Consider the following 13,158-nt stretch of genomic DNA (forward strand, 5'->3'; position numbering starts at 1 on the left):
CTCGACCCCATCGGCCGTTACCGTGTGAGCGTGGACGCCATCGACGACAACCGACACATTCCGCTGCCCGCGACCTTCAACTTCCGCGACGTCGGTGGCTACACCGGCCACGACGGCCGCACCGTCCGCCGGGGTCGGCTCTACCGCTCCGACTCGCTGCATCGCCTCGACGAGCAGGACCGCGACGCGTTCGCCGCGATCGGCATCCGCACCGTCATTGACCTGCGCCGTCCGGCCGAGGTGGACCGCGACGGTCGGGTGCCGGCGTACCAGGGGCTGACCTACCGGCACATCCACCCGGAGCACGCTGACTGGGCCGAGCAGCCGCACGAGGAGGGCGTCAGCCTGGCCCGCTATCTCGCGGACCGGTACGCCGACCTCGCGCAGACCGGCACCGCCGGCCTGGCCGAGGCGGTCGGGCTGATCGCGGACTCCTCCACCGCCCCCGTGGTGGTGCACTGCGTCGCGGGCAAGGACCGCACCGGCATCGTCTGCGCGCTGACCCTCGCCGTGCTGGGCGTCGACGACGCCGACATCGCCGCGGACTACGCGCTGAGCACGGAGGCGTCCGCCCGGTACAGTGCCTGGCTGGCCGCCACCGTGGGCGAGGTGAACGTGCCGGCGCCGTTCCTCGCCTCACCAGCCGAGGCGATGCAGATCTTCCTGGACGAACTCCGCGCGGGGCACGGCTCGGTCGAGGGCTACCTGCGCCACGCCGGCGTGACCGACGAACAACTGGCCGCCCTCCGCGACCACCTGCTCGGCTGAGCTCCGCCCGCTCCCACCCCAGCCCGTTGATCCAGGCGGCATGACCTGGATCAACGGGCTGGGGGTGGGCGTCAGAGGACTCTGTGGACCCAGCCGTGCGGGTCGGTGGCCTTGCCGCGCTGGATGTCGACCAGTTGCTGGCGGAGCGCCATCGTCACGCGGCCGGGCTCGCCGCCGCCGATCAGGAACTCGCCGTCCGGGAAGCGGACCCCGCCGATCGGGGTGATCACGGCGGCGGTGCCGCAGGCGAAGACCTCGCGGAGCCGCCCGCTGGCCGCGTCGGCCTGCCAGTCGGCGAACGTGACCGGCCGCTCCTCGACGCGGTGCCCGGCCGCCCCGGCCAGCGTGAGGACCGCGTCGCGGGTGATGCCCGGCAGGATGGTGCCGGTCAGCGGCGGGGTCACCACGGTGTCGTCGTCGTAGACGAAGAACACGTTCATGCCGCCCAGCTCGTCGACGAACCGGCGCTCCACCGCGTCCAGGAAGACGACCTGGTCGCAGCCGGCCTCGATGGCCTCGGCCTGCGCCGCCAGTGAGGCCGCGTAGTTGCCGCCGCACTTGGCCGCGCCGGTGCCACCGGGCGCGGCCCGGGTGTAGTCCGGCGAGACCCAGACGGTGACCGGCTTGACCCCGCCGGTGAAGTACGCCCCGACCGGCGACGCGATCACCATGTAGAGGTACTCGTTGGCGGGCCGGACACCGAGGAAGACCTCGCTGGCGAACATGAACGGCCGCAGGTAGAGGCTGCCGTCCTCGCCGGTGGGGATCCACTCCCGGTCGACCTCGATGAGCCTGTGCAGCGAGTCGACGAAGACGTCGGGCGGAAGCGTCGGCATCGCCATCCGCTGTGCCGAGGCGGCGAACCGGGCGGCATTGGCGTCCGGCCGGAACATCGTCACGCCGCCGTCGGCGGTCCGGTACGCCTTCAGCCCTTCGAAGATCTCCTGCGCGTAGTGCAGGACGGCGCTGGCCGGGTCCATCGGGATCGGCCCGCGGGCCTCCACCCGGGCGTCGTACCAGCCCTTGCCGTCGGCGTAGCGGACGGTGACCATGTGGTCGGTGAAGACCCGGCCGAACCCGGGGTTGGCCAGCAGAGCGGCCCGGTCGGCGGCGGATACCGGCGCGGGATTCGGACGGATCTCGAAGTCGAGCTTGTCACCACCGCTCATCGCGCTGACCTCCCTGCGGGACAACGGCATGCGGGATCGCACACCGACATGGCTGTGCCAGAAACTTACCCCGAACGGTCGTTCAGCGGGTAGCGCCGATCGGGGTCATCGAGGACCCCGAATGGGCCCGCGCCGGACCGGACCGGCGCGCCGCCGGTGGCCCCGGGGCGGGTCAGGCTACGGCGTGCGCGGCGAGCCGGTCGCCGACCTCGTCGGTACGCAGCGTCACGCCCGAGGTCCGGCCGGCGAGCTCGGCGGCGACCGCCGCGTTGACCCGGGCCGCGGCCTCGGCGTGCCCGAGTTGCTCCAGCAGCAGCGCGGCGGAGAGGACCGCGGCGACCGGGTCGGCGACGCCCTGCCCGGCGATGTCCGGCGCCGAGCCGTGTACCGGCTCGAACATCGAGGGGTACGCCCCCTCGGGGTTGATGCAACCGCTGGCGGCCAGCCCGATCCCGCCGGTGACCGCCGCGGCGATGTCGGTGAGGATGTCGCCGAACAGGTTGTCGGTGACCACCACGTCGTAGCGCTGCGGCTGGGTGACCAGGAACATCGCGGCCGCGTCGACGTGCTGGTACTCGGTGGCGATGTCCGGGTGCTCGGCGGCGACCGCGTCGAAGGCGCGCGCCCAGAGCGACCCGGCGTGGGTGAGCACGTTGGTCTTGTGCACCAGGGTGACCTTGCGGCGCTCCCGGCGGCCGGCCCGGGCGAACGCGTCGCGGATGACCCGCTCCACGCCGTGGCGGGTGTTCAGGCTCTCCTCGGTGGCGACCTCGGCGGGGGTGTCACGGTGCAGTGAGCCACCGGCCCCGGCGTAGAGACCCTCGGTGCCCTCGCGCACCACGACCAGGTCGACCTCGCCGGGCTTCACGTTGCCCAGCGGGCCGGCGACACCGGGCCAGAGCCGGGACGGGCGGAGGTTGACGTACTGGTCGAAGGCGAAACGGAGCTTGAGCAGCAGGCCCCGCTCCAGCACGCCCGGGGGGACCGTCGGGTCGCCGACGGCGCCGAGCAGGATGGCGTCGTGCCCGGCCAGCTCGGCCAGCACCGAGTCGGGCAGTACCTCTCCGGTACGGTGCCAGCGAGCCGCTCCGAGGTCGTACTCGGTGGCCTGCACGCCGGGCAGCACGGCGTCGAGGACCTTGCGGGCCTGCGCGACCACCTCGGGTCCGATGCCATCCCCGGCCACCACCGCGATCCGCGTCACGCCCGCACTCCTCGTCCTCGACTGCCCCGTACCGGGCAACGGTACGTCTCCGTCCCGCCTCCCGGTACGGATCGTCCAAACTATGGGAAATGCTGATACACAGCCACCTCTCAGGTGGGATCCATGAGTCAGTCATCTCCGCTGCCTACCGTGGGGTCAGCGGGTCAACGGGGGCCCGCGACCGGGGGTCGCCGACGACGCGACGCAAACTGCGAGGGGGCAGGTGCCATGCGCATCGACGAGCAGCCGCGGACCCGCTGGCCGGACCCGTCGGCCTTCCGGAACCGCCGGCCGGACCTCCGGCTCGGCAGCCGGCGGCAGCGGATCGACCCCGCCGGCGCCACCGAGGGCCGGATCGCGGTGCAGCACACGGTGCGCACCCCGACCGCCGAATACACCCTGCTGCTCAACGCGCCCGAGTGGCTCGGCCGTCGGGGCGTCGGCGAGGCACTGCGGGACAGCGTCGCCGAGTTGCGGGCCATCGACCTCACCTACGGCCCGAACCGGCCGGAGAGCCTCGTCTCCCGGCTGCGCCGAGGCGAGATCAGCCCCGATTCGTACCCCCCGCTGGCCGACCTGGTCGACCGCTGCACGGCGATGCGGGCCGCCACCGACGGGTGGTTCGACGCGTGGGCGGTGCCCGGCGGCTTCGATCCGGGCGGCCTGCTCGGCGGTTGGGCGGTCGAACGGGCCGCCGCCCGGTTGCGGGCGGCGGGCATCCATGACTACGCCGTACTCACCGGCGCCGACCTGGTGGTCCGTGGCCGCGCGCCGCACGGCGGGCCGTGGCGGGTGGCCGTGCACCACCCCACCGCACCGGAACGCGCACCGCTGGTGCTGGAGATGACGGCCGGCGCGGTCGGCACCTCCGGGGTGACCGGGCGCCAGGGGCACGTGGTGGACCCGCACACCGGTGAGCCGGCCAACCACCTTGTCGCCGCCACCGTCGTCGGCCCCGACCTGGCGATCGCCGACGCCTACGCCACCGCGCTCTACGCCGCCGGCCCCACCGGCCTGGCCTGGTTCCGCGCCGGCTCCGACTACCGCGCGCTCTTCGCCCACCGTCGCTGAGCGGGACGTCGCCGCACCGAGCCCGCCTCCCCGCGGTGCTGCGGCGCGTCTCCTGAAGCCCGATTCGCACCTCGGCCGCCCCTCGGGCCGGCCGGTCGGGCTGCGATCGGCCCCCACGGTCTCGGCAACGGCCGTGGGGGCCGGTCAGCGACGAGTGCGCGTGGCTCGCACAATCGAGGGGTGCGGACCGGTCGGGCCGGACGTCGACCGCGCCACCCGAAGACGGGCCGGCGCCGCGAACTCGGCCAGTGACCGCAGTCGGTACGCTAGCGAATCGACGCAACTCGACGCAAGAGTCTCCACAGCGGACCGTCGCGAGCGGACCGTGGCACATCAGTGATTGGCCTGCGGCGAGGCAGTTTCGACATGGTGAACGACGGATGGCACGCTGTCCGCCGTGAGTTTCGATCTGAGCGTGTGGGCCCTGGAGGACGGGGCGACGCCCGAGGACGTGCGGGGCGCGGTCGAGGGTTGCCGGCAGGGGCGGCACGTGGACCGTTACCCGGACCCACGAGTGGTCGCCTTCTACCGGGCGATCACCGCCTCGTACCCGGACCGTCACCCCGGCCCGGACAGCCCGTGGGCGGTGGCGCCGCTGCACGCCGCCCACGACCATGTCGAGCTGAACCTGCACCCGACCTGCGCGGACCAGGTGCTGCTGGACATCGAGCGGCTGGCCGGCGAGCACGGGCTGATGCTCTTCGACCCCCAGGACGGCTCGGTCTATCCGCCGCCGGCCCGGCTGCCCGGCTGACCGGGCGGCAGGACAACCCAGGGCGGGTACGACGAGGGGCCCGGCGCGTCGCCGGGCCCCCCGTGATGCTGCCGTCGACTACTCGTCGCGCAGATCCGCCGCGCTGGCCGCCGTCGCGCCGATCGAGTCGGCCGCCGACGTGAGCAGGTCGGCGCCGAGCGCCTGGTCGACGGTGAGCGTCATCAGCGTCTCGCCGCCCGCCTCGCGCCGGGCCACCTGCATGGCCGCGATGTTGATGCCCGCCTCGCCGAGCAGGGTGCCGACGGTGCCGACGACGCCGGGCCGGTCGGCGTAGCGCAGGAAGAGCAGAATGCCCTCCGCGCCGATCTCCACGTCGAAGCCGTCCACCTCGGTGAGCTTCAGGACGTCGCGGGCACCGGACTGCGTGACCGTGCCGGAGACGCTGACCGTCCGGCCGTCCGGCAGCGCACCGCGCACCGTGACCAGGGTGGGCTGCTCAGCCGTCTCGGCCAGGCTGGCCAGGGTGACCTCGACGCCGCGCTCGGCGGCCAGGTGCGGGGCGTTGACGTAGGTGACCTGCTCCTCGACCACGGAGCTGAACAGACCCTTGGTGGCGGCGAGCTTGAGCACCGACACGTCGTGGCTGACGATCTCGCCGCGGACCTCGACGGTGACGCTGGCGGCAACCCCGCCGGCCACCGCGGTGAAGGCCCGGCCGAGCTTCTCGGCCAGCGGAAGCAGCGGCCGGACGTCCTCGGCGACCACGCCACCGGCCTGCACGTTGACCGCGTCCGGGACGAACTCGCCCTGCAACGCCAGCTTCACGCTCCGGGCCACCGCCAGGCCGGCCTTGTCCTGCGCCTCGTGCGTGGAGGCACCCAGGTGCGGGGTGGCCACCACGTTGTCGAAGGCGAACAGCGGCGAGGAGGTGCAGGGCTCCTTGCTGTACACGTCGACGCCGGCACCGGCGACCCGACCCTCGGCGATGGCGTTCGCGAGGGCCTGCTCGTCGACGAGACCACCACGGGCGGCGTTGATGATCCGCACGCCCGGCTTGACGATCGCCAGCTCCTTCTCACCGATCAGGCCCACGGTCTCCGGGGTCTTCGGCAGGTGGATGGAGATGAAGTCGCTCTCCCGCAGCAGCTCCTCCAGCCCGACCAGGCGTACGCCGAGCTGCGCCGCGCGGGCCGGCTGGATGTAGGGGTCGTACGCGATCAGCCGGGTGCCGAACGCCGCGATGCGGGACGCGAAGAGAACCCCGATCCGGCCGAGCCCGACCACGCCGACCGTCTTGCCCTGTACCTCGACGCCGGTGTACTTCGACCGCTTCCACTCCCCCGCCTTCAGCGCGGCGCTGGCGCTGGCGGTGTTGCGGGCCACGGCGAGGAGCAGCGCGACGGCCTGCTCGGCGGCGGAGACGATGTTGGAGGTGGGGGCGTTGACGACCATGACGCCCCGCGCGGTGGCGGCCGGCACCTCGACGTTGTCCAGCCCGACGCCCGCCCGGGCGACGACCTTGAGTCGCGGCGCGGCGGCGACCGCCTCGGCGTCGATCTGGGTCGCGCTGCGCACGATGACGGCGTCGGCCTCGGAGAGCGCCGAGAGCAGGGCCGGACGGTCGGTGCCGTCGACGTGACGGACGTCGAAGTCGTGGGCGAGCACCTCGATGGCGGCGGGGGCGAGTTCTTCGGCGATCAGTACGACAGGATTCATCGGTCCTCGTAGAGGTCGTGTTTGCGATCGGCCGGGGGCGGCAAGGCGCCGCACTGCGCCCTGCGCTGATCCGTGCCGTGGCCGTCAGGTGCCGGCTGCGCACCTACCCGCGATCGTAGGGGCCTCGTTGGCCGGCATGTTCCGGTCTTCGGGGTGAGGGCCCTCACACGCCGGGTCGGACGGCGGACATGGCCCGTTCACCTGCCCGACATGGTTGCCATGGCGGGGTCGACCTGGACGCGAAGCCCTCCGGGAGGAGCCACTCGTGCCGCTCGTCATGCGCGTCACGCTGCTCCGACAGCTGACCCGCATCGATCTCGCGCGGTTCGGTCCGATGCTGGTCGAGGCGTTGGTCACCCGGTCCCAGAAAGTGGGCATACGGGACCGGACGGCCCCGGGGTCGGCGCCGGTGAGAGCGCCGGCCCCGGGGCCGTCGGTCGATCGTCGTACTGTCGAGCCGGACGGTCAGGCGGTCTCGGTGATCGGACGGTCCACCCAGCTCATCATGCCGCGCAGCTTCCGGCCGGTCTCCTCGATCGGGTGCGCCGCACCCTCGGCCTGCCACTTGGTGAAGTTGGGCCGGCCCGCCTCGTCCTCGGCCACCCACTCGCGGGCGAACTCGCCGGACTGGATCTCAGAGAGGATCTTGCGCATCTCGTCCTTGACGCGGGAGTCGATGACTCGCGGGCCGCGGGAGAGGTCGCCGTACTCGGCGGTGTCGGAGATGCTGTACCGCATCTTCGCGATGCCACCCTCGTACATCAGGTCGACGATCAGCTTCAGCTCGTGCAGGCACTCGAAGTAGGCGACCTCCGGGGCGTAGCCCGCCTCGGTGAGCACCTCGAAACCGGTCTGCACCAGCGCCGCCGCGCCGCCGCAGAGCACCGCCTGCTCGCCGAAGAGGTCGGTCTCGGTCTCCTCGGTGAAGGTGGTCCGGATCGCGCCGGCGCGGGTGCCGCCGATCCCCTTGGCGTACGCGAGGGCGAGCGCGAGGGCGTTGCCGCTGGCGTCCTGCTCGACGGCGACCAGGCAGGGCACGCCCTTGCCGTCGGCGTACTGGCGGCGCACCAGGTGGCCGGGGCCCTTCGGCGCGACCATCGCCACGTCCACCTCGGCCGGCGGCTTGATCAGCCCGTACCGGATGTTGAAGCCGTGACCGAAGAAGATCGCCTTGCCCGGGGCGAGGTGCGGCGCGATCGACTCGGTGTAGAGGGCACGCTGGGCGGTGTCCGGCGCGAGCACCATGATCACGTCGGCCTCGGCCGCGGCCTGTGCCGGCGTGACCACCCGCAGGCCCTGCTCCTCGGCCTTGGGGCGGCTCTTCGAGCCCTCCGGCAGACCGATCACCACGTCGACGCCGGAGTCGCGCAGCGACAGCGCGTGCGCGTGGCCCTGGCTGCCGTAGCCGATCACCGCGACCTTCTTGGCCTGGATCAGGCCGAGGTCGGCGTCGTCGTCGTAGTACACCTCAACACTCATTGGAGCTTCCCTTTCGTACGACGGCCGGGGCGGCCCGTCGTGGTCTTTGTGGATGGGTCAGGCGGCCCGCAGCGAGGGACCGGCGGTGATCGAACGCGAGCCGCGCCCGATCGCCACCAGCCCGGACTGGACCATTTCCTTGATGCCGAAGGGCTCGAGGTCGCGCAGCAGCGCGTCGAGCTTGTCCGGGGTGCCGGTGGCCTCGATGGTCAGCGTGTCCGGCGCGACGTCGACCACCCGGGCGCGGAACAGGTTGACCGTCTCCAGCACCTGGGTCCGCGCGGACCGGTCGGCGCGAACCTTCACCAGCAGCAACTCCCGGGCGACCGAGACCTGCGGGTCCAGTTCCACGATCTTGAGCACGTTCACCAGCTTGTTGAGCTGCTTGGTGACCTGTTCCAGCGGGGACGACTCCGCGTTGACCACGATGGTGATCCGGGAGACGTCCGGGTTCTCGGTCTCTCCCACGGCGAGGCTGTCGATGTTGAAGCCGCGCCGCGAGAAGAGGCCGGAGACCCGGGCGAGCACGCCGGGCTTGTTCTCCACCAGCACCGAAAGCGTGTGCATAGTCATGTCAGATGTCATCCTCGTCGAAGGCCGGGCGGACGCCCCGGGCGAACATGATCTCGTCGTTGCTGGTGCCGGCGGCGACCATCGGCCAGACCATGGCGTCCTTGCCGACCACGAAGTCGATCACCACGGGGGCGTCGTTGATCTCCATGGCCGCGGCGATGGTCTTGTCGACGTCGTCCGCGTTCTCGCAGCGCAGCCCGACGCAGCCCAGCGCCTCGGCGAGCTTGACGAAGTCGGGGATGCGGTGCTTGTGGGTGCCGAGGTCGGTGTTGGAGTACCGCTCGTTGTAGAACAGCGTCTGCCACTGCCGGACCATCCCGAGGTTGCCGTTGTTGATCACGGCGATCTTGACCGGGATGCCCTCCAACGCGCAGGTGGCCAACTCCTGGTTGGTCATCTGGAAGCAGCCGTCGCCGTCCACCGCCCAGACCACCGTGTCCGGCCTGCCGACCTTGGCGCCCATCGCCGCCGGCACCGCGTAGCCCATCGTGCCGAGGCCACCGGAGTTCAGCCAGGTGTACGGCTTCTCGTACGAGATGAACTGCGACGCCCACATCTGGTGCTGGCCCACGCCGGCCACGAAGATCCCGTCCGGGCCGACGATCTCACCCAGCCGCTTGATCACGTACTGCGGTGAGAGCGTGCCGTCGACCGGCTCGTCGTAGCCCAGCGGGTAGCGGTTGAGCAGGTCGTCCAGCTGGGTCCACCAGTCGCCCAGGTCGGTGCTGTGCCCGGCCGACCGCTCGGCGGTCACCGCGGCGATCAGCTCGTCGATGACGTGTCGGGCGTCGCCCACGATCGGCACGTCCGCGTGCCGGTTCTTGCCGATCTCGGCCGGGTCGATGTCGGCGTGCACCACCGTGGCGTCCGGGGCGAACGAGTCCAGCTTGCCGGTCACCCGGTCGTCGAACCGGGCGCCCAGGGCGACTATCAGATCCGCCTTCTGCAACCCGTAGACCGCGGCGACGGTGCCGTGCATTCCCGGCATCCCCAGGTGCTGCGGATGCGAGTCGGGGAACGCGCCGAGCGCCATCAGCGTGGTGACCACCGGGATGCCGGTCTCCTCGGCCAGCCGGCGCAGCCCGTCGGTCGCACCGGCCTTGAGCACCCCGCCGCCCACGTAGAGCACGGGCCGGCGGGCGGCGGCCATCAGCCGGGCCGCCTCCCGGATCTGCTTGCCGTGCGGGTGCAGGGTCGGCCGGTAGCCGGGCAGGTCCAGGGTCGGCGGCCAGGTGAAGGTGGTCGACGCCTGGAGCACGTCCTTGGGGATGTCGACCAGCACCGGGCCGGGCCGGCCGCTGCTGGCCAGGTGGAACGCCTCGGCCAGCACCTGCGGGATCTCCTCGGGAGACTGCACGAGGAAGTTGTGCTTGGTGATCGGCAGGGTGATGCCCTGGATGTCCGCCTCCTGGAAGGCGTCGGTGCCGATCGACGGGCGCGCCACCTGACCGGTGATCGCCACCATCGCCACCGAGTCCATGTACGCGTCGGCGATCGGGGTCACCAGGTTCGTGGCACCCGGGCCGGAGGTGGCCATGCAGACACCGACCTTGCCGGTGGCCTGCGCGTACCCGGTCGCCGCGTGCCCGGCGCCCTGCTCGTGCCGGACCAGGATGTGCCGGACGCTGGAGTCGTACAGCGGGTCGTACGCCGGCAGGATGGCGCCGCCCGGGATGCCGAAGACGACGTCGACGCCGAGCGCCTCAAGGGACCGCACGAGCGAACCAGCACCGGAGACCTGGGCCGGAGCGGGTGTCCGTACCGCCGGAACGGCCGGGGTGGCCGGGGTACGCGCGGCGTCGGCGGCCGGCTCGGTGGCCGCGCGGGCCCGCCGGGCGGTGTGGGCGAGGGTCTCGGGCGTTGGTCTCGTCATGGCGGTTCTGGCCTTCGGCTGGAGTGGCTGGGGCTTGTCAAGCGTTGCGACGCGGGCGGGGCCCGCCCCGACAGGTTCCGATGGCAATAAAAACGGCCCTCGTGCAGATGCACGGGGCCAGCGCACTCTCGATGAGGGAGAGTGCGCTCAGGTAAGTACTCGCAGCGACCGGGACGACATGGGGCTAAGCCTGACGCATCTCACGCGATGAGTCAACTGATCCCACATGTTGGTTAACGGACTGCGGCGCGTCGCCCTGCGACGCGCCCTCGGCAACCGGGATGACCTGCCCGGACCCACCCGAAACCCGGCGCGGCGCGGGCAGTGGCGCGGGCCGCGCACCCGGTGAGGTGGCTGCCTCCAACATCGCCTCCAGGTGCTCGGCCGGCACACCCCAGCCGAAGAGCGCGCCCTGACCGAAGCGGCAGCCAGCCGCCACCACGGCGGCCAACTCGGTCGGCGTGGTCACCCCCTCGGCGATCACCTCCAGCCCGAGCTGGTGGCCCAGGCGCATGACGATGTCGACCATCGGCGCGAACGCCGGGCCGTCCTTGCCGACCGGGCGGACCGGCTCGTGCTCGGCGACCAGGCTGTGGTCGATCTTCAGGATGTCGATCGGCAGCCGGCGCAGCTGCCCCAGCGAGGAGTAGCCGGCGCCGAAGTCGTCCAGCGCGATCCGTACGCCGGTCAGCCGCAGCGCGGTCAGCCGTCGGATCAGCTCGTCGAGGTCGGTGGCGACCGCGTGCTCGGTGACCTCCAGCACCAGCCGCTGCGGCGGCACGTGGTGCGCGCGCAGTGCCTCGGCGACCTGGACCACGTACTCCGGGGCGTGCAGCTCGCGCGGGGACACGTTCACCGAGACCCAGACGTCGTGCCCGTCCGCCAGCCAGCGGGAGAGCTGGTAGCAGGCCTGGTGCAGCACCCAGGCTCCGAGCGTGGCGATCATGCCGCACTCCTCGGCCAGCGGGATGAACTCGTCCGGACGGACGTTGCCCAGCTCGGGGTGGTGCCAGCGGAGCAGCGCCTCGGCGCCGACCGGCCGCACCGACGGCAGCGACGCCACCGGCTGGAAGGCCAACCGCAGCTCGTCGCGCTCGATGGCGCCGCGCAGCTCGTGCTCCAGCGTGGTGCGCCGGCGCAGCAGCTGGTCGTACGTGGCGTCGTAGCGCTCGATCCGGTTCTTGCCGCGCTGCTTGGCGTAGCGCAGGGCCAGGTCGGCGTGGCGCAGCAGCAGCTCCACGTCCGGCTCGCCGGCCCACCCGGCCACCCCGATGCTCACCGAGAGGAAGACCGGCCCTTCGGGCTGGTCGTACGGGCGGTTGAGCACGCCGAGCAGCCGTTCGGCGACCCGGTCCGCGTCGGCGGGTCGGCCCGGCATGAGCACGGCGAACTCGTCGCCGCCGAGCCGGGCCGCCACATCACCGGGGCGCAGGTTGCCGCGCAGCCGACGGCCCACCTCGGCCAGCACCGCGTCGCCCACGTCGTGGCCGCGCATGTCGTTGACGTTCTTGAAGCCGTCCAGGTCGAGACCGAGCAGCACACACGGGCTGCCCGCCGCCGCGCCGTCGTGCAGCGCGCGCAGCAGGCCCCGCCGGTTGGCCAGCGTGGTCAGCGGATCGGTGTGTGCCAGCTCGCGGAAGTGCGCCTCGCGCTCGGCCAGCCGACCGGCGTAGTCGCGCACGTCCTTGAGGGTGAGGTACTGCCGGGCCACCAGGGCGAAGCCCTCCACACTGCCGGCCACGATGCCGGCCGCGGTGAACCGGCCGTCCTGGAGGAGGTGGTACATCGCCGAGGCGGCCATGGCCAGCATCGGGGCGATGGCGTACTCGCCGTCGCGACCGATCAGGTCCAGCTCGACCTGCCCCGGCCGGTCGGCCCGGTACATCGCGAGCGCGACGGTGAGCAGGCCGGCGGCGAGCACCGCCGCGCCGGTCAGCGCCATGGTCGGCCCGGCCTGGCAGAGCCCGGCGGCCAGACCCAGCCCGCCGAAGGTCACCGCGCTGATGCCGGCGCCGAGCGCGGCCAGCCGCCCGCGCGGGGCGACGGCCCGGAAGACGACGATCACGGCGAGCCCGGCACCGAGCGCGGCGGCCACCGTGGCCAACAGGATCGCCGGGCAGGCCATCGGGGTGGCGGCGCCGAGCAACCGGGTCGGCTCGGAGAAGAGCACCCAGCCGACGAACCACAGCGCGGCGGCCATGATCGAGCCGTCCAGGGCCAGCCGGGTGGTCCCCGCCGCCGTGGCGGCCACCCCGGGCAACCGGAGCAGGCCGGCGGCGAAGGCCAACCCGCTCACCGCCGTGCCGATCGCGACCAGCGTGGCCCAGCCGGTGCGTTGCCCCTGCTCGTGTGCCCAGTGCTCGTTGGCGGCGAGTGCGGCCCCCACCCCGCCCAACAGGCTGAGCAGGGCGGCCCCGGCGGCCACGGCGAGCAGCACGTGCGCCGGCCGGTGCGCCCCGGTGCGCCGGCGGGCGACCACGGCCAGCAACACGGCAGCCGCGGCGGCGACGAGCCCGCTCAGCGCCGAGACGGCCACCATGCCCGGGGGGAAGTGCACGCCCTCAAGAGTGCCGGATGAGCGCTCGTCGTG

Annotated in this window: 10 protein-coding genes; 3 read left to right on the plus strand and 7 right to left on the minus strand. The window is 72.6% G+C overall.

All coding sequences use genetic code 11. The features are described from left to right. Nucleotides 1–9 precede the first annotated feature (9 nt). Nucleotides 10–768 carry a tyrosine-protein phosphatase gene (locus ACTWLT_RS15820; protein ID WP_445319098.1) on the plus strand — a complete coding sequence of 253 codons (759 nt, stop codon included), beginning with the start codon at nucleotides 10–12 and terminating at the stop codon, nucleotides 766–768. 71 nt (nucleotides 769–839) lie between these two features. Here ACTWLT_RS15820 and ACTWLT_RS15825 read toward each other — a convergent pair whose 3' ends face one another. After that, complete coding sequence (locus ACTWLT_RS15825) at nucleotides 840–1,937, minus strand: branched-chain amino acid aminotransferase (RefSeq protein ID WP_445319031.1); 1,098 nt, start codon at nucleotides 1,935–1,937, stop codon at nucleotides 840–842. Between the two features lie 172 nt (nucleotides 1,938–2,109). Next, nucleotides 2,110–3,141, minus strand: a complete 1,032-nt coding sequence (locus ACTWLT_RS15830; RefSeq protein WP_445319032.1) for a 3-isopropylmalate dehydrogenase — start codon at nucleotides 3,139–3,141, stop codon at nucleotides 2,110–2,112. Nucleotides 3,142–3,369: 228 nt separating this feature from the next. Between ACTWLT_RS15830 and ACTWLT_RS15835 the strand changes: the two genes are divergently transcribed. Then, nucleotides 3,370–4,212 (plus strand): FAD:protein FMN transferase, encoded by an 843-nt coding sequence (locus ACTWLT_RS15835; RefSeq protein WP_445319033.1) that lies wholly within the window; start codon nucleotides 3,370–3,372, stop codon nucleotides 4,210–4,212. A gap of 397 nt (nucleotides 4,213–4,609) precedes the next feature. After that, nucleotides 4,610–4,966, plus strand: coding sequence for a hypothetical protein (locus ACTWLT_RS15840; RefSeq protein ID WP_252419884.1), 357 nt, complete (start codon nucleotides 4,610–4,612; stop codon nucleotides 4,964–4,966). A gap of 78 nt (nucleotides 4,967–5,044) precedes the next feature. Here ACTWLT_RS15840 and serA read toward each other — a convergent pair whose 3' ends face one another. The 5 genes from serA to ACTWLT_RS15865 form a co-directional block, all read right to left on the minus strand. After that, nucleotides 5,045–6,643: a phosphoglycerate dehydrogenase gene (serA, locus tag ACTWLT_RS15845; protein WP_252419883.1), complete on the minus strand. Its 1,599-nt coding sequence runs from the start codon at nucleotides 6,641–6,643 to the stop codon at nucleotides 5,045–5,047. Nucleotides 6,644–7,108: 465 nt separating this feature from the next. Continuing rightward, nucleotides 7,109–8,122: a ketol-acid reductoisomerase gene (ilvC, locus tag ACTWLT_RS15850; RefSeq protein WP_445319034.1), complete on the minus strand. Its 1,014-nt coding sequence runs from the start codon at nucleotides 8,120–8,122 to the stop codon at nucleotides 7,109–7,111. A gap of 57 nt (nucleotides 8,123–8,179) precedes the next feature. After that, nucleotides 8,180–8,695, minus strand: a complete 516-nt coding sequence (gene ilvN / locus ACTWLT_RS15855; RefSeq protein ID WP_252419881.1) for an acetolactate synthase small subunit — start codon at nucleotides 8,693–8,695, stop codon at nucleotides 8,180–8,182. Nucleotide 8,696: 1 nt separating this feature from the next. Then, complete coding sequence (locus ACTWLT_RS15860) at nucleotides 8,697–10,568, minus strand: acetolactate synthase large subunit (protein WP_445319035.1); 1,872 nt, start codon at nucleotides 10,566–10,568, stop codon at nucleotides 8,697–8,699. 184 nt (nucleotides 10,569–10,752) lie between these two features. Then, nucleotides 10,753–13,107 carry a putative bifunctional diguanylate cyclase/phosphodiesterase gene (locus ACTWLT_RS15865; RefSeq protein WP_445319099.1) on the minus strand — a complete coding sequence of 785 codons (2,355 nt, stop codon included), beginning with the start codon at nucleotides 13,105–13,107 and terminating at the stop codon, nucleotides 10,753–10,755. Between the last annotated feature and the right edge of the window lie 51 nt (nucleotides 13,108–13,158).

Source organism: Micromonospora yongxingensis (genome assembly GCF_052601155.1).